The sequence below is a fragment of the Aestuariibaculum lutulentum genome, assembly GCF_032926325.1.
Lineage (GTDB): Bacteria > Bacteroidota > Bacteroidia > Flavobacteriales > Flavobacteriaceae > Aestuariibaculum > Aestuariibaculum lutulentum.
On sequence record NZ_CP136709.1, the window covers coordinates 2,941,764 to 2,962,740 of the forward strand.

The window sequence follows — 20,977 nt, forward strand, 5'->3', positions numbered from 1 at the left end:
TTTAGTTGTAAAGCCAAATGTATAAGTTAAGTGAATTTGCAATAAATAGCCAAAGCATGTATGGGGTGATAAACAAGGATTTTAAACCCAGAATTTTTCGGTAATCATATTGAAAAATACAGATAATAGCTGTTAGAAGCAGTATGACTACAAGGCCCAAACCTACCAGATGTCGATTAAAAAACACATAATTCCAACCTACATTTAGTAAAAATTGAACAGTAAAAAGTGATTTTACTTTTTTTGAAGAATCGCTGTTCCATAAAAACGCCATGTAGATTGAAAAACAGAACATAATGAAACTCCATGCCGCACCAAAGACCCAGCCCGGAGGTGTCCAGGGGGCTTTATTTAAATTAAAATACCATGGCGACTGTGGTCCGTTTTGCATCAACCAGACCCCTAAAGCTAAAGCTCCGAAATTTATGATAAGAAAGACTAAAAAATACTTTACTTTTTTCATTGTAAATGTTGTGTAATCTTATCGCTTAAAGGTTTTGTAGCCGATAGGTAGTAATCAACTAATTGTCCATTGCCATTTACCAAATATTTTTGAAAGTTCCATTTTACTGAGGTATCCATATTCCCGTTTTTTGCTTTTTGGGTGAGCCATTGGTAAAGCGGATGTTGGTTGTCGCCTTTAACATTGACTTTTTCGGTCATTAAAAACGTTACCCCATAGTTTCGTTGGCAAAACGTTTGAATGTCTTCGGCAGTACCAGGCTCCTGACTACCGAACTGGTTACAAGGCACTCCAATAATCATTAGGTTGTCTTGATAGGTGTCAAAAAGCTTTTGCAAATCTTCATATTGCCCGGTAAATCCGCATTTTGAAGCCACATTAACAAAAAGTATATTTTTACCTTTAAAGGTTGATAAATCTATAGGTTCACCTTCAAGACTGTTAATTTGTATGTCATAAATGAATTCTACAGGGGTGGCTTGTGCATTAGATTTTGTAAAGAATGAAAACATGGTAATTAGGATTAAAATTGAATTTCTCATTGAATGTTATTTATTTAGATTTTAAATGTTACGATGCCGTTATCCATCTGGAAAATTTGTCCAGACATGGCTAATGCTTTATCGGAAATTAAAAATACAGCCAATTCCGCAACTTCTTCAGGTTTTAATAGTTTTTTTAATGGATGGCGCTCTGTAATCGTTTCAATCATTTTTTCGTTTCTAAGTAATTTCGACGCTAATTCGGTATCGGTAACCGAGGGAGCGATACCATTTATTCTAACGTTAGGAGCGAGTTCAGCTCCTAAAGATTTCACCAAACCTTCAACGCCCGATTTAGCCATGGCTACACTGGTGTGAAATGGCATGCCTAACTTTGTTGCCACCGTACTAAACAAGAGTATTGAGGGGTTTTTTCCTTGCCTCAAAACAGGTAAATAGTGTTGAATTACTTTTATGGCACCTAAGACATTAATTTCAAAATCTGCTTTAAATTCATCAATTGATAATCTTGAAAAGGGTTTTAAATTAATGCTCCCCGGACAGTAAATTAAAGCATCGGCTGCTTCAATTTCCGGTAACTCGTCTGTTAAAACGTTGTAATTTTTATGTAGTAGGTTGGTATGTTGCTGACTGGGAGCTGTTCTGCTAAGGTTTATGACTTTGTGTGTGTCTATAAGCTGATTTAAAATAGCATTGCCAATACCTTTACTTCCTCCAATAATAATTACTGATTTCATTTTAGATATTGTTTAGTAAATGCTTACCATTTAAGCGCTTTTCTACTTTACGTTTAATGGCGGTTAAGCGTTTCATTAAATCCATAATGCTTTGGTCTTTTTTTGCTTTGTAGATTTGATTTAAATCTAAAATCAAGGCTTTTGCCTGTCTGGATAATTTAATGCGATCGTTAGTAGATAATGATTTTAGGCTGGTTTGTTCAAATGCTAAGGCTTGTTCAATTGTACTCATGGTGTTTTTAGTTTAGATGTTATTTTTTATTTTAAGTCTCTACTATGTTTACCTTTTTGAAATTTTGTTTCCTGTGATTTGTTTTTGGCTGTAACTTTTAAATCGTCCATTTTCGAAGTCTCTCAATTTTTTATGTTTAGTGACTCTTCCTTGTACCCGTTTACGCCAAAGTTTAAAGCTTCCGGGTTTCATTTCTTTTCGCATAATTTCGATAACTTCCTGTTCTTTAAGTTGAAATTGAAATGTTATAGCCTCAAAAGGTGTACGGTCTTCCCAGGCCATTTCAATAATTCGATCAAGTTCTCGTTCTGAAAATGTGCTGCTCCTCATTACAAATTGAAATTATATTGTTTGTCAAACTGTAATTTTCTATCGATTAATTTTTTAAAGAAATTCTTATTTTCTTTAAACGTGATGTTGTTTTTAAAATGAATAAATTTTCCTTGAGCATGTATGCTGGATCCGTTTATTTTAAATAAAGCCAGATGATAAAAGGGTATAATCCAGGTGAAGGTTTGTAATCCTTTGTTAAATCGAATTAAAAGGCCTTTTGGACGTAATTCTAAATTAGCGTAATTAATATTTGAATTACTATTCAAAAAAGGTTTAAAATTAGGACTTACTCGCTCAATAATCATTCGTTTAGATCCAACGCCTCTTAACTTTAATTTTTCAAAAATACTGTAAGGTCTACCTACCAAATCATTTATTAATTCGTTGTTAGCCTTGTTTGTATATGAAGTGTCTAAAATCAATTGGTGTAATTTTATGATTCAAAAATACATAATGTTTATCTTTTACGTGTAAAAGTTAAACAAAAATTAACAATCTGCACAGTTTTGGCTTTACTTATTTTTTAATTCGTTGTTTTTACTGCTTAAGGTATGACGTTTTAAGATGCGAAAGTTTTCCTGTTTAACTAATGTATTATTTTTCATGTTCCATAAAATTTTGCTGGCCTGTTTACGGGTAGTTTGCTCGTCTACAATGGGAAATGGGTAATCTTTTCCTATTTCAAAACCTGAAAGTTGTTGGTCAAAATAGGTCATTTTACTAGGGTTGTGAATAAAAGGTGTTTCCAGCCCCTCAAGTTCAGGAACCCATTTTTTAATAAATGTACCTTTGGGATCAAGTTCTATACTGTTTTTTAAAGGATTGTAAATACGTAACGTATTAATTCCGGTTTCTCCGGCCTGCATTTGAATTTGAGGGTAGTGAATGCCAGGTTCGAAGTCAAGGAATAAACTGGCAAGATAGGGGCTTAAATCTTCCCACGGTTGCCATAAATTATGCGTGAAGAATGAAACGACCAGGGCCCGCATTCTAAAGTTTAAATAGCCGGTTTCTTTAAGGCAGCGCATGCATGCATCAACTAAAGGAAAACCAGTGTTACCCGATTTCCAGGCTTCCTGATAGTCGTTGTTTTTTGGTTTTTTTAGAATGGAATATCCTTTATTTACACTCCTGAACTCCATCTCATGTTCCATTTCAAACTTTTGAATAAAGTGTGCCTGCCAGCGCAAACGTGATGTAAAGGCGTTTAATTGACGTTTATGTTTTGAATTTTTATAAGTTTTTTGGGCCGCGTTTAACACCTGTTTTACAGATATATTACCCCATGCCAGGTAAGGGGATAATCGGCTGCAGGCAGTTCGCGACTCTAAGGGCTTTGAAATGTGAATCATGTAATTTTCAAAGCGATTGTTAAAGAAAGATCTCATGTATTTTAACCCCATAGTTGTTCCTCCTTTCTGAAATGTATTGGTATCTGGTGTGATTAAATTAACCGTTTTAAAAGGTATTTCTAAGGTGTTGATTTCGTTTATAGAAAGTAGTTGTTCTGGTTTAGGGTTGAAAATGAATTCAGGTATAGACATAAAATATTCCCAATCCTCAATCCATGTGGCTCGATTTGAAAGGCCCCTTTGAATGCCGTTATTTATGTTTTCTTTCCATGTTATGTTGTTTAATTTGCAAAATTTAGCAAAAGCGATATCTCTTTTGTAAGTAGAATTTATTCCTGTTTCCTGATGTGAAAATACCTGTTGAATGTTAAAACTATTTTGAAGCGATTGTATCGTTCTTTCAATGGAACCATTGATGATAAAAACTTTTGAATGATAATTTGCAAGCGTGTTGTTTAGGTCTTTTAAAGATTCTTTTACAAAATTCCAATGCCGTTCGGTATAATGTTGGTCTTGAAGTAAGAAGTCTTCGAAAATATAGAGCAGGAGTACCCGATGATTAGTTGCTATGGCATTCCTAATAGCTTCGTTATCATGTAATCGAAGATCTCTTTTTAACCAGACAATGCTTAAATTTTGTTTCATGTTTTTGTTAAAATTCATCTGGCGATTCTATAATTTTCTGTGCTCGTGCTCTTATTTTTATTAATTGATTTTTATCCATGTTATCAAGAAGGTTAAACATCATCTGCATACGATGGTTATCTTTTAGAGCATTACGATTTTCAAATAAAAAATTCCAGTATAAACTATTAAAGGGACAGGCATTATCTTCTGATTTTTCATTTTTATTGTAGAGACAGGAGTCACAATAATTGCTCATTTTATTAATGTAGCTTCCACTGGAAACGTAAGGTTTTGTTGCGATTTTTCCACCGTCGGCAAACTGACTCATGCCTCGCGTGTTGGGGAGTTGCACCCATTCTATAGCATCTATATATATCCCTAAATACCATTTATCGACTTCGTCTGGATGAATTTGAGCTAATAATGTAAAGTTACCTGTAACCATAAGGCGTTGAATGTGGTGTGCATAACCGTTATTTAAGCTGTTGGTAATGCAATGTTTCAGACAATTCATTTTTGTGTTTCCTGTCCAGTAAAAATCAGGAAGTGGTTGGGTGTTTTTTAAATGATTTAAGGTTTTGTAATCCGGCATGAAAGCCCAGTACATGCCTCTCATATATTCTCGCCAGCCAATAATTTGCCTTATAAAGCCTTCTACTTGTGAAATCTGGATGTGTTTACCGTATTGGGTCCAGTAATTTAAAACGGTATCGACAACGTTTTTTGGTGAAATGAGTTTCAAATTCATGGCAAATGACAATCGAGAGTGATATAGATTCACTTCCTTTGTGTGCATAGCGTCCTGATAATCGCCAAAATGAACCAGAAGATTTTCACAAAAGTATTTAAGTTGACTTAAAGCTTGCTCTCGGTTTATAGGGTATTCGAAAGTATGAGCCTCAAATATTCCAATGGTTTTTATGTTTTTACTTTTTATCAATTCCAGAATATTTGAAACCTCATTATCGAAGTTCTTATATGGCGGAATATAGGGAGAGCCTTTCCATTTGTTTCTATTGCTTTTATCGAAATTCCATTTGCCGCCTTCCGGTTGATTCGCAACTATTAAAATGTTGTGTTTTTTACGCATATGGCGGTAAAACGTTTCCATAAGGAGGTGATTTTTATCCTTGAAAAAAGTTTTTAAATCAAAGCGTTTCGTATAAAAATGTTCGGTTGAAAATGCTTGCGATGGTATTGCCAGTGTTTTTGTGAAATTAAGTAGTTGCTCGTCCAATCTATACTCGTCAGGAAGCTGGTATTCAAATTTTTCAATGTTAAAGATATTGATGAGTATATTTAAATTCTCAACCAGATTTTGAGTGTTTTTAGGATTGTCTAATGTGATGTATTCAACTTGGAAGCCTTTCGATTTTAATAACCTTGCAAAATTGCGCATGGCAGCAAAGAAGCCAGTAATTTTTTGAATATGATGCGTGACATAATCGGTTTCCTGACGCATTTCAAACATACAATACACGTAATTATCCTGCTTTGTTTTATACCAGCTGTGTTTGCTGTTTAGTTGGTCGCCTAGTATAAGTCTAAGGGTTTTCAAATTTTAAAACAGCGTAGTTTGAAGCCATAAACGTTGGTACGAAGCGTTTTTGTCGTAATTCTCGGCTTGCGATTTTATATTAAATTTTCGGTCTCTTGGGTCGTTGCCTACACCTGCTACATACATCCAGTTACCATAATTGCTGTGCACATCGTAATCAAGAAGCAGACTTTCAAAATAACTGGCTCCAATGCGCCAGTCTAATTTTAAATGTTTAGCAAAGTAGCTGGCTACATTTTGTCTGCCACGATTACTCATCCAGCCTGTTTTGTTAAGTTCAATCATATTAGCATTAACGAAAGGTTCAGGTGTTTTGCCTTCTATCCATTTTAGAATGATATCATTATCGTTTAACCATGGGTAAGTTTTATCAAGGATGCCTTCAATTTTAAAAATGAGATTTCCGTTTTTTAGAGATAGGTATTTGAAATAGTCTCTCCAGATGAGTTCGAAGACGAGCCAGTAGGTGGATTGATTACTGAAATATTCTTTTTCAAACTGCTTTACTTTATAATAAATAAGTTTAGCAGAAACGCATCCATTGGCTAGCCAGGGTGATAGCTTAGAGCTGTAGTCTGTACCAATAAGTCCATTTCTTGTGTTTTTGTAAACCCCTAGGTTTTTAGTGTTGAACATATAATGTTGAATATGTTTTAAGGCTTCGGTCTCACCTCCTTTAAAAGGAAATGCGCTTTTAGGGTGTGTCTTGAAATCTTCAAATCCTAAATCTGTTAACGAAGGAATTTTAGTGGTATTATTAATTTTTGGTTGATTGAAATTAATGAGGTAGTCTTTACAAATGGGCCGAACATTAATCTGTTTTTCAATAATTTTCCGGAAGTCGGTAAATACATTTGGAAGATGTTCAATTTTAAATGGTAAATCTAGTGGGTGAAATAAAAACTGATCGTAAGATGTTGTAAAAAGAATATTCTTGGAAAGTTGATTCTTAACTTTTCTAAGTACAGAAGTTTCTTCTGGTGTCCATTCTTCCTGTAGATAAATTTCGGTAACTTGATGGTTGACAACTAAATTAGGAATGCAGTTTTCAGGTTTATCGAGATAAACGAATAATGGAATGTTATGTTTTTTAAGATTATTTTTTAAATCGGAAACAGATTCAATTAGAAATCTGGCACGAAATTTTTCGGTCTTTTTAAATCCGAAACGGTTCATTTTAAATTGTCTGGGGTCGAAACAGTAAACAGCAATAACTTTCTTGCCCTTGGTGATGGCTTTTGTTATGGACGAATTATCATGAATCCTTAAATTATTTCGAAACCAGATTAAGCTTGTTTTGTTTTCCTGCGTTTGCATTGTTCGCTACAATATTTTACATCGTTCCAGTGATTTTTCCATTTTTTACGCCACGAAAAGGGTCGGTTACAAACCGGGCATATTTTAACCGGTAAATTTTCTTTTTTTACTGTTTTTGGCACAATTAAGCTTTGGCTAATTGGTTAATCATGCCTTTAAAAATAAAACCATGAAAAGGTAAAACACTATGCCAATAGAGTCTTCCGGCTAGACCTCGTGGTCTAAATGTGGCGCGTTGGTAGACTTTACCTTTGTTGACTCTAAACTCCAGCCAGGCTTCTCCGGGTAGTTTCATTTCAGCAAAAAGAACTAACCGTTTTTGCTGTCTGTCGGCTATAAGCACACGCCAAAAATCTAAAGCATCTCCGGTGTGTATTTCTGTTTTATTAGTTCGACCACGACGTAAACCAATCCCTCCAACAAGTTTGTCTAAAAACCCTCGAATTTGCCATAAAAAATTACCATAATACCAGCCGTTTTCGCCGCCAATAGCCCATATTTTATCTAAAGTGCGTTGTTCGTCTATTACGTGCTGTTCTTTTATATCTTTAAAACAACCGTATTTAGGAACTTTTAAATATTTACTTGAAGCGCGTTTTTTGTGTCGGCTATTAATAAGGGCATCTTTCCAGCTTGAGGCAATATGATTACTTTCAATTTTTTCGAACGCTAATGCAACAGCATTTTTGTAAGTCATAGGCTTAACTTCTAATAACGTATTAATATTACTGGGTTTTCCAATAATTTCTATCCCCATGCTGTTTACTAGACTTCTGGCGAGTTTGTATGATGTGGATGTAACAAAATACAGCCAGTAACTGGATAGTTTAGGAGTCATAACCGGGAGCGTAACAATGTATCGTTTTAATTGCCGGATTTCAGCAAACTCCAGCAACATGGTTTTATAAGTTAAAATTTCCGGACCAAAAATATCGTGAGATGTATTATAAAGTTCTGTTCGGCCTAAAGCCTTAACCAAAAAACTTAAAACATCTCTAATACCAATAGGCTGTGTTTTAGTATTCAGCCATTTTGGAGTAACCATCACAGGGAGTTTTTCAACTAAATCTCTAATGATTTCGAAGCTGGCGCTACCAGAACCTACAATAATACCTGCTTTGAAGACGGTCAAGGCATAAACCTTAGATTTTAGAGTATTTTCTACATTTTTTCTCGATAACAAATGTTTAGAAAGCTTGGTGTCGTTGGTAATGCCGCTTAGGTAAATAACCTGTCTGGCATTCGTGGTTTCGATATAGTTTTTGAAATTAACAGCGCAGGCTTCTTCCATTTTATGAAACTGGTCGACCGACGTAGACATGGAATGAATCAAGTAGTAGGCCGCATCAATATCTTTCGGGATATTTCCTAATGTTTCGGGTTTTAAAAAATCGGCTTCAACAACTTCAATGTCCTCTTCCTCAAAAAATTTTTGTTCGGTTCTCAGTTTTCCGCGAACAGCGCAAACTACACTATGCCCTTCGTTTAAAAGGAGAGGGATGATGCGTTTCCCAATGTAGCCTGTTGCTCCTGTAATGAGAACTTTCATGGTTGTATATTTTCAAATTAGTTTTCTGATAATTGCTTTGGGCGCTGGTATTCCAGACGTTTTTCAAACTTAGGAATCGTATAGGCGTCTAGTCCGTTAATGGAAGCAATTTCAGCTTTTGAAAGATTTATAAATCCGTCGTCTTCGAGTAAATCATCATTTAAAAACAAGCCTTCAACTTCTCCAATAAGTAGAATGGTATCGTTTTCTTTAATAAAATATTCAGAAACATATCTCATTTGTAACTGCACCGGAGCATTCTGAACAAATGGAGCAAAACAGTCATTCTTATATTCTGATATTAAATTCGTTACCTCAAATTCAGAAACGTCTTTACTGTATTTTGCCGACGTATGATGCGCATCTTCAATAATGGTTTTATGTATGTGATTAATGGTGTAAACACCGGTTTCCTTGATGTTTTCGTAGGTATTTCTTAAAACGGTAGTTGGTCGCAGGATGAAACCGAGAAGTGGCGGATGACTACCTAAATGCGTTACCGAGCTAAACACAGCTACATTTTCAATGCCATCCTTAGATTTGGTGCCAATGAGATTGGCGCTTTTAAATCCCGAACAACTATTAATTAAATTGATGCGGTACAGATGATGCATGTCATTAATATCTTTACTACTGAAATACATTATTGAAGCGTTTTAAAATTGTTGATTTTTATGTCTTTGGCTTTTAAATCAAACATGAGGTTGTATAAGCCAAAAAAGGTTCGGTTGATGTAAATGAAATGTTTAGAACCCCGATTGCCATTCATTTGTTTAAGTTCGGTACTTTTACTGTAACGCTGTCCCATTTCGGAAATAGCTTTAAAAAATGCTTTGTTTGAAAAGTCGAAAGTTTCGGCATGAAATGGTTGCGTAAACAAGCTAAGCATGTCGAAAAACATAGCTGAGAAAAACTCTAATTCTTCTTTACTGTCATCTTCTCGTAATATTTCTAATTCAAACATTTTGGCCTTAAAAACTTCTGGATTATTGATGTTTTCCTTTTTTGCTAACTCAAAATAAGGTTTGTAAAAGCTATCGGGAACAGTTTTAATACAACCAAAATCGAGAACAATGAGTTCTCCATGTTCAGAAACCAGAAAATTTCCAGGATGCGGGTCGGCATGGACTTTTTTTAGAACATGCATCTGGTACATATAAAAATCCCATAGTGCCTGACCGAGTTTTTGAGCTGTTATATCATCGGAATTGTGGGCGGTGAATTCCGAAAGGTGTTCACCGTTCATCCAATCCATAGTAATAATGCGCTCCGATGACAAGTTCTCGTAATAATTCGGGAACTTTAAGTTAGGGATATGTTTACAGCTTTCTGCAATAAATTTACTTTGTTCAACTTCTAAAATATAGTTGGTTTCTTCAATAAGTTTGTTTTCTACCTCTTTAAAATACTTGTCAGAATCCTTTCCTCTAATATTAAACATTTTAATAGCAATAGGTTTTACCAAAGCCAAATCGCTGGCAATACTGTTAGCGACTCCAGGATATTGAATTTTCACAGCAAGTTTTTTCCCATCCTTTTCGGCTTCATGTACCTGACCAATACTGGCGGCATTTACAGAATTAAGGTTAAAAGAGTCGTAAATCTGGCTTGGTAATTTCCCTAAATTTGTTTTAAATGTTTTTAGCACCAAAGGCGCGGATAGCGGCGGAACAGAAAACTGCGACAAAGAAAATTTCTCAACATAAGCAGTTGGTAAAATATTCTTTTCCATGCTAAGCATTTGTGCCACTTTTAAAGCGCTGCCTTTAAGCTGTTTTAGGCTGTCGTAAATATCTTCAGCATTATTTTTGTTAAGCGTTTCTAAGGCTTCGGCCTCAGATTTAGTGATTTTGTCGCCGTAATATTTTAAATAATTCACGCCAACTTTAGCACCAGTAGAAACGAGTTTCGTGGCCCTTTGAATTTTGGATGTTGGTATGTGATCTATGGTTTTCATGGCTGTTGTTTAAGACATTTGTACTTTTTCTTTAAACAGAAATTTTCCAAGGTCGATTATGCTTTTTATTGGTGTTGTATTGATAATGTCGAAACTGGTATTAACCGATTTTTCAATGAAGATATCTGTTTTTTCAAATTTTGCAGAGGTATCATTTAGCCAGAATTCTATTGTAACTACTAGTTGAAACCAGGCAGATTCGGTCAATGCTTTTTGCTGAAATTTATCAATGTCTTTTTGTTTCGTTTCAATAGTTTCAATGTTTAAGTCTTCAATAAATTCAATGAAACTTTGTCTTAGTGTAGAAAGTACTTTTAAACGTTTCAAATCTGTTTTATAACCGTCTAGCATAAAAACTACAAAGCTTCTGTTAGCAGTCAGTATTTCAAAAAAAGTATAGTAAAAGCTCAGAAGCTTGTCTCTGGAATCGAAAGCCCTGAAATCAGGGGCTTTTTCAAGTAGAGTTTTGGTGTTTACATAGAACTGATTGAAAATGCCTTTTTCTAAACCTTCAAAAGAACCGAAGAATCCGTAGAACAACGGTTCTTCCGTTCCCATAACTTTACATAATGAAAATATAGTCTTTGGTCGTGCGTTATGTTCCAGAACATAATTCATATAATAAGACATAAAGTCTTCCTTCGAGATAGATTTTTTTTTAGCCATAACAGAAGCGTATTTATTGGTAAAGATACAAAATGTTTAATCTTTTAAAGTTAAAGTTAAACAAAATATTTTGTTAATTTTAATTAATCGAGTTTGTTTCGTGAGATTTGATTATTTTTAGAGGAGTATAAGAAGTTTTATTAATTTTAAGATTCAATAACTAAACAACTACATCAAAATGAAAAAAATTATCGCTTCTGTTTTATTTGTGGCCATGTCATTCACAGGCTTTTCACAGATTAAAACACCGCAACCTAGTCCGACTTCTAAAATTGAACAAATGGTTGGATTAACTAATATGACTTTAGAATACAGTCGCCCAAGCATGAGAGGGCGGGTTATATTTGGAGATTTGGTTCCTTATAATAAGTTATGGCGTTTGGGAGCCAATGCCAACACAAAAATTAGTTTTAACACCGATGTAACTATTGGCGATTCTAAAGTTAAGGCAGGGGAGTATGCTGTTTTTGCAACGCCAGGAAAGGACTCGTGGGAGGTTGTGTTTTACAGTGATACGTCAAACTGGGGAACACCTCAAAAATGGGATGATTCTAAAGTAGTGGCTAAGGCTAAAGCTGAAGTTTACAAAATGCCGGTAAAGATTGAAACGTTTACCATGACCTTTGACGATTTAACAAACAATTCGGCAATATTAGGTATTTTATGGGAAGATGTTTATGTAGGCGTAAAAATTGATGTGCCAACCGAGTCTATAGTTTCAGCTTCTATTGAAAAAACGATGAATGGGCCGGGTGCAGGTGATTATTATTCTGCGGCTGTATATTATTTACAAGAAGGTAAAGACATTAATCAAGCGAAGGAATGGATTGATAAATCGATAGAGATGGCTGGCGATAAAGCACCGTTTTGGCAGTTAAGACAACAGTCTTTAATTTATGCAAAGGCCGGTGATAAGAAAGGAGCTATTGCTGCTGCTAAGAAATCTTTATCTGGCGCTGAAGCTGCCGGAAATGCTGATTATGTGAAAATGAACAAAGATTCTTTAAAAGAGTGGGGTGCTATGTAATGGTATTTCAATATGATATAAAAAAAGCGCCATATTTAAGGCGCTTTTTTTATTTTACTAACAGTTTCCATTTATATCGCAGGAGTTGTCGTCCGCAACTATTATTAAATTATTTTGGTGTTTATCCCAGGCATCCTGAAGAGCTTTAGAGAATACTTCAACAGGTTGTGCCCCGGAAATTCCATATTTGTTATCTAAAACAAAAAACGGCACAGAGTTAATCCCCAGATTTCTGGCTTCCATTTGGTCTTGTCTTACGTCGTAGGCGAAATCATCAGATTCTAACATCTGTTTCACTTTGAAAGTATTTAAGCCTACAGATTTTGCAAGATCTAATAAAACCGTATGATCATCAATATTTTCACCTTCAGTTAAATGTGCTTTAAGTAGTGCTTCTTTTGTTTTGTTAGCTAGTCCTTCTTCTTTGGCAAAATGTAACAGGCGAAGCGCATTAAAGGAGTTTGCAGGAACAGATTGTTCCAGATTAAAATCTAATCCTGCATTAGCAGCCATTGCCGTCACATTATTAAACATATGTTTGGCGCTTTCATAATCAATGCCTTTGCTCTCTACAAAATGCGTTAAGGCATCTGTTGTAGTTGTTGTTTTTAAATTAGGATCAAGCTCAAAACTTTTCCATTCTACGGTTATTTTTTCTTTTTCAGGGAAACTGTTTAAAGCAGATTCAAAATGTCTTTTTCCGATATAACAGAAGGGGCAACGTATATCGGACCATATTTTTATGTGCATAATTTTTTCTTTGTATTTGCAATTAGACGAGTTCTGTATTTGAAACTTTCAGAATATTCAAAACAAAAATATTAAAAGTAGCTACTTAGGTAGCATGGCTGATTTAATTAAAAACCTAATTTTGACATTGAATTTTTCTCCCTAAATAATAGCAATAGTATTTTGTTTAATTTAAATCTATTGTCATGAAAAATTTATTAATTGTTTTTTTGTTTATGTGGTTTGTTAATCTTGGTTTTTCTCAAGATAGAGGTTGGGAGTTTCATGGAGTGATACTGGATGATATAGTGGTAACTAATATCAATAGAAATTATTTAGCTAATGTATTGGAGGATGATATAGCCAATAGTATAAGAGAGTTAGAAATTAAAGCTGCTCAACATGATGTGTCAAATTCCTATAAATTTGATGGGCGTGATGAGGCTTTTAAAGTGTGGCATGTTGGATCAGAGGGGTATATAGGTGCCTATTACGATAAGGAGGGAGTTATTTTAAGTACGGTAGAGAAATATAAAAATGTAAGACTTCCAAAGCATATTAGAAATGCAGTTTCTGTTGAATTTCCAGATTGGTTGGTAGACCAAAGTCATTATACTGTTTATTATGATCGAGGAAAATCTTCTGATAAGACTTATAAAGTACTATTAAGAAAAGGAAATAATACACGAAAATTGAAACTGGATTCTGAAGGTTTAATGAAATATTAATTTATTTATGGTATGTTTTAGCAAAATCCCTTTCCGATGGGATTTTGCTTTTTCATTAATATTCCAGGTTTATAAGTTTTCTAAGCTTATCCAGTGTATTTATAAGATTGTGACTAAAGTCGAATGTCATGATACTGCTTTCAGTTTTTCCTTCACGAAGTAAGTTGTTAAAGTGAATGGTTTCAAAATTGTACCCAATAGTGTTATAATTAAAATCTTTTATTTCTTCTTGTCCATCTTTAATGATAGATACGGTTGTTGGAGCATGAAACTGTGTGTTTATTTTAATTATTGCTTTTTCGCATTCAAAAATGGCTTGTGTAGGAAGTTCTTCAATGAGTGAACTTTTTAAATAGGCATTCACATTATTGGGGTAATTAAATGTCATGCTACAAGTAGAGTCTGCTCCATTTTCAAAAAAAGTGGCATTCGCAGAAATCCTTTTAGGAAGTCCTAAAGTTGATAAGCTTACAAAAATAGGGTAAATGCCAATATCTAATAAACTCCCACCACCTAAGGCTTTGTCGAAAAGTCTGGTGTTAGTATCGTAAGGGCGATGAAATCCGAAATCAGCCGACAGCGATTGTACTTCTCCGTACGTTTTGTCTTTTAAAAGCTTTAAAACATATTGGTAATGAGGTAAAAAGTAGGTCCATAGTGCTTCCATTAGCAACGTTTTGTTTGCTTTGGCTATAGTAATCATTTCTTCTACTTCTTCAGCATTCATAGCAAAAGGCTTTTCACACAATACGGCAATGCCTTTTTCTAAACACATGATGGTGTTTTCTTTATGCAGAGTATGCGGTGTCGCAATATATACGGCATCAACATTGGGGTCGTTCGCTAAAGTTTCGTAGCTATCATAGGCTTTTAAAGCGTTATGCTTTTTAGAAAATTCGTTGGCCTTTTCTTGATTTCTGGAAGCTACAGCATAAAGTTCAGCATCAGGAATGGTAGCCAGATCGGTGGCGAATTTATCTGCTATTTTTCCCAGGCCTATAATGCCCCAACGTATTTTTCTTTTTTCAATTGGCGTTTTCATAAGTTTAGACAATTAGAGAGCCAAAGTAAGATAGTATGCCTATTAAGGCTACTAAAATACCTTTGTCGATGTGAGTTGTTTTGTTGAAATCGATAATTAGGCTTAAAATGATAACAACCATGCAGCCTACGAAATTTAACCAAAGAAACGGCAAGTTTATAAATTCATAAAGGTTTAAAAAGTATAATCCGATAATGATTATCTGGGTTATAATACCGCTAATAAAAACGGCGTTTCCTTTAACGCTTTTAAAGAAAAAAGCGACTAAAAATATTCCAAGCACATTACCGTAAAAAATGGAGCCAATAATGTTTACTAGCTGAATTAAATTTTCAGCAAGCTCACCAACACAGGCTACGCCTATGGCGACGATACCCCAAAGTAAAGTGAACCATTTTGATGCAGAAACCATTTGTTCTTCGGTTTTTTCTCCTACATTCCTTTTGTATAAATCAATAGTAGTAGTTGAGCCCAACGCATTTAATTCACTGGCAGTACTTGACATGGCTGCACTTAAAATTACTGCCAGGAGTAAGCCTATTAAACCTTTGGGTAGATTGTTTAAAATGAAATGAATAAACACATAATCTTCATCGTTACTCTCAACTTTAATCTGTTGTTTTTCACCAGCTTGCTCAATTAAGTATTTTGCTTGTTGTTTTAGTTTATTTGATTTTTCGTTAATCTCAATCAGTTGTTCTTTAGCTTGCTGATTGTCTTGATTTACAAAAGAATAAATGAGCTCTTTTTTTTCTTGAAAAATATGTTTTTGTTGGTTTTGAAGTGTTTGATAGTCTTCTGAATATTCAGAATTTAAGACCAGTTCTGTTGCGGTTGGGTTGAAATTAATTGGTGCTTCATTGAACTGATAAAACACAAATACCATAACACCAATAAACAAAATAAAGAACTGCATGGGTACTTTCAAAAGTCCGTTAAAAATTAAACCAAGTTGCATTTCTTTAACCGATTTTCCAGAAAGGTAACGCTGTACCTGGCTTTGGTCTGTCCCGAAATAGGAAAGCATTAAAAAGGTGCCGCCTATAATACCACTCCAAAACGTATATCGGTTATTAAGGTTAAAAGAGAAATCTAAAGCTTCCATTTTCCCGCTGGCACCAGCAATATCCACAGCTTCTCTAAACGTAATATCTTGCGGAAGATCGCTAACAATTAAAAAGAAAGCGACTAGCATACCTATAAAAATAACAACCATTTGGTGTTTTTGTGTTACATTCACTGCACGTGTTCCTCCAGAAACCGTGTAAATTATTACGATGACACCAATAATGATGTTAAGCGTTAGTAAATCCCACCCTAGGACTACCGAAAGGACAATAGCCGGAGCAAAAATGGTAATTCCAGCGGCCAAGCCCCGTTGAATTAAGAATAAGATCGCAGTAAGAGTTCTGGTTTTGAGATCGAAGCGATTTTCAAGAAATTCGTAGGCGGTGTAAACTTTTAATCTGTGATATAAAGGAATAAACACCATACAAATAACTATCATGGCAATAGGTAAGCCAAAATAAAATTGCACGAAGCCCATACCTTCATTAAATGCTTGTCCGGGGGTTGATAGAAAGGTAATTGCGCTGGCTTGTGTAGCCATAACCGATAAGCCTATAGTCCACCAATGCGAAGCGCTGCCTCCCTTTAAGTAATCTTTTACATTTTTACTACCACGGGTTTGCCATGTACCGTAAGCGACTATGGCAAAAAGAGTTAAAGAAAGAACGACCCAATCTATCCAGTTTAATGTCTGCATATTAAAAAGCCTTGGTAATTAGATAGAATATGAAAAAATAAATGGCATTGGCGATTAATACCAGAGAATATAATTTTAACCATTTGGGCTTGGGTTGGTCATTGTTTTCCATAATTAGTCGTTTAGTTTTTGGTTGGGTTGTAAATGATCTTTTCCAATAGAAAGCATATTGGCAAATAGGCGGTAAGCCCCTGAAACACCTTCTGGAAATTCTCTGAAAAAGCTCAATCCTGTATAAATATAGTAGCCTTTTCCGTATTGTGCCACTAATAAACTACCTTCTTTATCCGATTCGTCTTTGTCGTGCATTGACAGAATAGGAGTGAAAGCCTTATCCCATTTATCGGGAAAATATAAGCCTCGTTCCTGAGTCCAGCCTTCAAAATCTTTTTGTGTGATTTTGTTAGGTGAATTCAATAACGGATGCTTCGGGTCTAAAATTTTAACTTCAGCATTCTCATCGGTTACTCGATCTCGCGAAAGGGATAAACTATATGGAGCTAAATTGTCGGTTTTTAATCCGCGATTGGTATTATATTGAACAATCATATTTCCGCCTTCTTTTACAAAGTCGAAAAGAATTTGTTGTTTGAATTTAAGGTTGTCAATAGTGTTGTAGGCTCTAATACCTACAACAACAGCATCAAAACGGCTTAAAGTTTCTCTGGTAATATCTTCAGGGTTTATAACACGTACCTGATAACCTATCTGTTCTAAGCTTTCCGGCACCACATCACCTGCACCAGCAATGTAAGCGATGTTTTCTCCATGTTTTTTTATATCTAATCTAACCACTTTACTTTCACTCGGAAGCAATACGGTTTGATAAGGAATATGCTCGTAATTGATTTCAATAAGTTCTTTGGTATAGGTTTTATCACCAATATGAATGATAGGACTAATATAACCTTCATCCTGATTTTTAGGTGGAATAATGGTAAATGTTAGTATTTGTTCTTCGCCTTTGTTAGCAATGTTTACGTCTTGTTTTTCAGGGTAGACTTTCCAGTTTTCTGGATGACAAATTTCAGCTGAACCTTTTAAATTATGGTGTCCAGCCTTTACAACAAGTGTAATGTTATGTTCATGCCCGTTATCGAAAATAATAACCTTTTCTGTGATTTTAGCTGATGCTTCGGGGATGATTTCAAACGGACGATACAATTCCCCTTTGTCAGGTTTTGAATAGCGATAAATAACCGGTTTACTAATTGTGATAGGTGTATTATTTATTTTTAAGTTGAAGTTGATGACAGCATTCCTTGGTGTTTCAGGTTTTCCAATCAGGTTTTTATTTTCAACGGTATACATGCCCAAAGTTCCTTTCTTTTCTAACCAGTAAGGAGTCGTATAGTCGGAATTTTCAGAAATGTGAAATGTATTTTCAAATTTTTCTGAATTGTTATTTTTCAGTACAAGATGTTTGTCTAAGATTTTACCATCGGTTTGGGTGATGCTTTCTAAAACGATATTTTGATTGCTTCGGTTTAAGGCTTCAATATTTATTCTTACTGTAGAGCCAGGGGTACTTGTTGGTGTTTCAGCCGAAGCTTCCAAGTATAAACCAGCACACATTTCAATAATGGCTTTTAATTCTTTTGTTTTTTGAATTTTCCAATGTTCATTTTGAATGTTTTGAAGCAAATGATATGCTTTTAATAATTCAGGAATATGAATCGATGGATTGTTAAAATGGAAATGCTGTTCAACAGCATATAAAATATCGCCAATGGCTTTTCCGCCTTTAATTCGATTCCACGACGTATCGATACCAGAAAATACATCCGATTTATCTGTTACAGGCGTGCCTTTTAAAAATTCAATATATTCCTTTTGAGAACCGCGCTGATGAAGCCTTCCGAAGCCTTGACACAGGTGCTGACTGCTGGCAATAGATGCTATTTCGTTATTTGATAAACCTTTAAGCGGATAATAAACCCCAATATCAAAGCTTAGCATGTTACTTTTATCGGCTTTATCGAAGTCTTCCTGACTACGGTAAAACCAGGAGTTAGTGTTGAAAAATAAGCGTTTTGGTTGCCAGATTTCTGTAGTTTCTAATTGTTCAGAAAAGGCCGATTTATCGCTAGCTAAATCGAAAGCTTCAAAACTTAACATCGCAGAGCTGGTATGGTGTCCATGTGTGGTTCCTGGTGTTCTATGGTCGAATCTATTTATGATAATATCTGGCTGGAATTCTCGAATTGCGAGAACTACATCGCTTAAAACTTCATCTTTTTCCCAGATTTCCAAAGTCTCGTCCGGGTGTTTTGAATACCCGAAATCGTTAGCTCTGGTAAAAAGTTGTTCGCCACCATCAACACGGCGAGCCGCTAATAATTCCTGGGTTCTTATAACGCCTAAAAGCTCTCTTATTTCTGGTCCGATAAGGTTTTGACCGCCATCACCTCGAGTAAGCGATAAATACGCAGTTCTTGCTTTAACATGATTAGACATGTATGAAATAAGACGAGTATTCTCATCGTCGGGGTGCGCAGCAATATATAAGACAGAACCCAAAAAGTTTAGTTTTTGAATAGATTCAAAAATCTCTGATGAAGCAGGTGTTTTCGGTTTTTGCGCCTGTGTAAACGAAAAGGTTAGGAAAAAAATAAGGAACAATAGGGTAAGTTTTCGCATAGTTGAGTTGTTAGCTAAATCCAAATATACCAAAGTTAATAGCGGTAATCGAAGGGTTTAGAATTTCTTTAACGTTAAAATACTCAGGTTTAAAGCCATTTTCGACGTTTGAAATAAATAAGCATGGCTATAAAAAGGACAATCATAACCCCCCACAAAATAAAGTAAGAATACTTATAATGCAGTTCAGGGATGTACTCGAAATTCATACCATAAATTCCGGCAATAAAGGTTAATGGAATAAAAATAGAAGCCATAATGGTAAGTACTTTCATGACTTCGTTCATCTTGTTGCTAATGGTTGTCATGTACATATCCATTAAACTCCAGATCATTTCTCGGTAAATATCTATATTTTCAGTTACTTGAATGAGGTGATCGTAAATATCACGGTAATAGGTTTTTGTTCGTTGTTGAATGAGGTCACTCTCATGTTTTTCAATACGATTAATTACTTCACGAAGCGGGAAAATGGAACGTCTAACTTTAAGAACTTCTTTCTTTAGCTCCTGAATGTTTTTTGTTGCAGATTCATCGATGGTTCCTTCAAAAATATCGGCTTCTAAATCTTCAATTTTATCTCCTAAAGTTTCAATAACGCTAAAATATTCATCGACAATAGCATCCATAAGAATATAAAGCAGATAGTCTGATTGCATGGTTCGTACGCGGCCCTTACCTTGGCGGATACGTTCTCTTACCGAACCAAAAACATCGCCTTCAGATTCCTGAAATGATAACACATAATTAGGCCCCAAAATAAAACTGACCTGCTCGTAATTTAGTTTTTCTTCGGCATCAAGATGAAGCATTTTAAGGACAACAAATAAATAATCTTCATATTCATCAATTTTAGGCCTTTGGGAAATGCTTACCAAATCCTCAATTACTAAAGGATGTAAGCTGAAGTGGTTTCCAAGCTTTTCAATTGAATCAACATGGTTTAAACCGTTAATGTTAATCCACGAAACACAGTCGGTAAGTTTAAAATCGAAAGCTTCTTCAATGCTGTGTAATTCCTTTTCAATACACTGCTCTTTATTGTAATCGAAGACTTCAATAAACAGATTTTTATCGGATTTATCTCCGGTGTAAATAACACTTCCAGGAGCAAGACCCGATTTTTTGTTTTGTTTTTTTGTTCTTTTCTTAGCCATGTTATAAATATATAGAATATTTAAACAGCATCGGCATCATCCTCAATAGCGTCTTTTTTGATTAATGTTACCGCTCTTTGTAACATTAAGTTATTAGGGTAGGTTACCAAATCACCATTATCTAATCTTAAATGAAGATGAAAAGCGGCAATATCTTCAATAATGCCAACAATAGGAAAATCGCTGTCGTGAATTTTTATTTTATCGCCCACTTTATGCGGAAAGTTAAAAAACATAATAACTCCTGAAGTGATGTTGCTTAAAATAGACCAAACGGCAACGAAACCAACACCAATAACAGCAAAAACCGATGAAAAAATAACGGCTAAATCTTTAAAATCTGTGCCAAAAATATAAGCCAATGTAATGAGTCCGGTAAAGAATAAGGTAACGTGAATATAGCGCCGAACCAGTCGGATACGAGCATCGTTAAAACCGCTTTTTTTTGCAATTTTAGTCACTGCAAAATTTAAAGTGTAATAGATAATAAGAAGTATAACGAGGACAATAGTAGAAAATATAATTTCTTTTTTGTTGTCTTGTAAAATGTCTAAAACCATAATATTAATTTTTAAAATTAAACATGAGCCTCAAT

22 protein-coding genes are annotated in these 20,977 nt (G+C 34.9%); 2 read left to right on the top strand and 20 right to left on the bottom strand.

What is annotated here, in order from left to right; translation table 11 throughout:
• Position 1: 1 nt before the first annotated feature.
• The 14 genes from R1X58_RS12595 to R1X58_RS12660 all read right to left on the bottom strand — a co-directional run bounded on the left by R1X58_RS12595 (position 2) and on the right by R1X58_RS12660 (position 11,294).
• Positions 2 to 463: a TspO/MBR family protein gene (locus tag R1X58_RS12595; protein ID WP_240574610.1), complete on the bottom strand. Its 462-nt coding sequence runs from the start codon at positions 461 to 463 to the stop codon at positions 2 to 4.
• The gene (locus R1X58_RS12600) at positions 460 to 975 is read right to left on the bottom strand and encodes a glutathione peroxidase (protein ID WP_240574643.1); all 516 of its coding nucleotides are present in this window, start codon (positions 973 to 975) and stop codon (positions 460 to 462) included. The genes R1X58_RS12595 and R1X58_RS12600 overlap by 4 nt, the downstream gene beginning before the upstream one ends.
• A gap of 44 nt (positions 976 to 1,019) precedes the next feature.
• Positions 1,020 to 1,703 (bottom strand): SDR family NAD(P)-dependent oxidoreductase, encoded by a 684-nt coding sequence (locus tag R1X58_RS12605; RefSeq protein WP_240574609.1) that lies wholly within the window; start codon positions 1,701 to 1,703, stop codon positions 1,020 to 1,022.
• Position 1,704: 1 nt separating this feature from the next.
• Entirely contained in the window at positions 1,705 to 1,935 is a 231-nt protein-coding gene (locus tag R1X58_RS12610) for a hypothetical protein (protein WP_240574608.1), read from the bottom strand.
• A 48-nt stretch (positions 1,936 to 1,983) separates the two neighbouring features.
• Positions 1,984 to 2,265 carry a TIGR03643 family protein gene (locus R1X58_RS12615; RefSeq protein ID WP_240574607.1) on the bottom strand — a complete coding sequence of 94 codons (282 nt, stop codon included), beginning with the start codon at positions 2,263 to 2,265 and terminating at the stop codon, positions 1,984 to 1,986.
• Positions 2,265 to 2,690, bottom strand: a complete 426-nt coding sequence (locus tag R1X58_RS12620) for a hypothetical protein (RefSeq protein WP_240574606.1) — start codon at positions 2,688 to 2,690, stop codon at positions 2,265 to 2,267. Before R1X58_RS12620 ends, R1X58_RS12615 begins: the two co-directional genes overlap by 1 nt.
• Positions 2,691 to 2,780: 90 nt before the next feature.
• A complete protein-coding gene (locus R1X58_RS12625) occupies positions 2,781 to 4,265 on the bottom strand; it encodes a cryptochrome/deoxyribodipyrimidine photo-lyase family protein (protein ID WP_240574605.1) in 1,485 nt (494 codons plus the stop codon).
• Positions 4,266 to 4,272: 7 nt separating this feature from the next.
• Positions 4,273 to 5,805 carry a cryptochrome/photolyase family protein gene (locus R1X58_RS12630; protein WP_240574604.1) on the bottom strand — a complete coding sequence of 511 codons (1,533 nt, stop codon included), beginning with the start codon at positions 5,803 to 5,805 and terminating at the stop codon, positions 4,273 to 4,275.
• Between the two features lie 3 nt (positions 5,806 to 5,808).
• Positions 5,809 to 7,122 (bottom strand): DASH family cryptochrome, encoded by a 1,314-nt coding sequence (locus tag R1X58_RS12635; RefSeq protein ID WP_240574603.1) that lies wholly within the window; start codon positions 7,120 to 7,122, stop codon positions 5,809 to 5,811.
• Positions 7,092 to 7,244 carry a DUF2256 domain-containing protein gene (locus tag R1X58_RS12640; protein WP_240574602.1) on the bottom strand — a complete coding sequence of 51 codons (153 nt, stop codon included), beginning with the start codon at positions 7,242 to 7,244 and terminating at the stop codon, positions 7,092 to 7,094. The genes R1X58_RS12635 and R1X58_RS12640 overlap by 31 nt, the downstream gene beginning before the upstream one ends.
• A 2-nt stretch (positions 7,245 to 7,246) precedes the next feature.
• Positions 7,247 to 8,671: an SDR family oxidoreductase gene (locus R1X58_RS12645; protein ID WP_240574601.1), complete on the bottom strand. Its 1,425-nt coding sequence runs from the start codon at positions 8,669 to 8,671 to the stop codon at positions 7,247 to 7,249.
• A gap of 17 nt (positions 8,672 to 8,688) precedes the next feature.
• On the bottom strand, positions 8,689 to 9,315 hold the full coding sequence (locus R1X58_RS12650) for a flavin reductase family protein (RefSeq protein ID WP_255802939.1): 627 nt from the start codon (positions 9,313 to 9,315) through the stop codon (positions 8,689 to 8,691).
• Positions 9,315 to 10,628, bottom strand: coding sequence for an ABC1 kinase family protein (locus R1X58_RS12655; RefSeq protein ID WP_240574600.1), 1,314 nt, complete (start codon positions 10,626 to 10,628; stop codon positions 9,315 to 9,317). The genes R1X58_RS12650 and R1X58_RS12655 overlap by 1 nt, the downstream gene beginning before the upstream one ends.
• A gap of 9 nt (positions 10,629 to 10,637) precedes the next feature.
• A complete protein-coding gene (locus R1X58_RS12660; protein WP_240574599.1) occupies positions 10,638 to 11,294 on the bottom strand; it encodes a TetR family transcriptional regulator C-terminal domain-containing protein in 657 nt (218 codons plus the stop codon).
• Between the two features lie 178 nt (positions 11,295 to 11,472).
• Here R1X58_RS12660 and R1X58_RS12665 point away from each other — a divergent pair, with 178 nt between their 5' ends.
• Positions 11,473 to 12,321 carry a DUF2911 domain-containing protein gene (locus R1X58_RS12665; RefSeq protein ID WP_240574598.1) on the top strand — a complete coding sequence of 283 codons (849 nt, stop codon included), beginning with the start codon at positions 11,473 to 11,475 and terminating at the stop codon, positions 12,319 to 12,321.
• Positions 12,322 to 12,378: 57 nt separating this feature from the next.
• On the opposite strand, the gene R1X58_RS12670 is transcribed toward R1X58_RS12665, so the two are convergent.
• Positions 12,379 to 13,071: a DsbA family oxidoreductase gene (locus tag R1X58_RS12670; RefSeq protein WP_240574597.1), complete on the bottom strand. Its 693-nt coding sequence runs from the start codon at positions 13,069 to 13,071 to the stop codon at positions 12,379 to 12,381.
• A 215-nt stretch (positions 13,072 to 13,286) separates the two neighbouring features.
• Here R1X58_RS12670 and R1X58_RS12675 point away from each other — a divergent pair, with 215 nt between their 5' ends.
• The gene (locus tag R1X58_RS12675; RefSeq protein WP_240574596.1) at positions 13,287 to 13,778 is read left to right on the top strand and encodes a hypothetical protein; all 492 of its coding nucleotides are present in this window, start codon (positions 13,287 to 13,289) and stop codon (positions 13,776 to 13,778) included.
• A 55-nt stretch (positions 13,779 to 13,833) separates the two neighbouring features.
• Here the strand turns inward: R1X58_RS12675 and R1X58_RS12680 are convergent, their stop codons facing one another.
• From R1X58_RS12680 to R1X58_RS12700, 5 genes are all read right to left on the bottom strand, one after another.
• Positions 13,834 to 14,820: a Gfo/Idh/MocA family protein gene (locus R1X58_RS12680; RefSeq protein ID WP_240574595.1), complete on the bottom strand. Its 987-nt coding sequence runs from the start codon at positions 14,818 to 14,820 to the stop codon at positions 13,834 to 13,836.
• 4 nt (positions 14,821 to 14,824) lie between these two features.
• Entirely contained in the window at positions 14,825 to 16,585 is a 1,761-nt protein-coding gene (locus tag R1X58_RS12685) for a sodium:solute symporter (RefSeq protein WP_240574594.1), read from the bottom strand.
• A 114-nt stretch (positions 16,586 to 16,699) separates the two neighbouring features.
• Positions 16,700 to 19,225 (bottom strand): PIG-L family deacetylase, encoded by a 2,526-nt coding sequence (locus tag R1X58_RS12690; RefSeq protein ID WP_240574593.1) that lies wholly within the window; start codon positions 19,223 to 19,225, stop codon positions 16,700 to 16,702.
• A gap of 89 nt (positions 19,226 to 19,314) precedes the next feature.
• Positions 19,315 to 20,382, bottom strand: a complete 1,068-nt coding sequence (gene corA / locus R1X58_RS12695; protein ID WP_240574592.1) for a magnesium/cobalt transporter CorA — start codon at positions 20,380 to 20,382, stop codon at positions 19,315 to 19,317.
• A 20-nt stretch (positions 20,383 to 20,402) separates the two neighbouring features.
• Positions 20,403 to 20,942 (bottom strand): mechanosensitive ion channel domain-containing protein, encoded by a 540-nt coding sequence (locus tag R1X58_RS12700; protein ID WP_240574591.1) that lies wholly within the window; start codon positions 20,940 to 20,942, stop codon positions 20,403 to 20,405.
• Positions 20,943 to 20,977 lie beyond the last annotated feature (35 nt).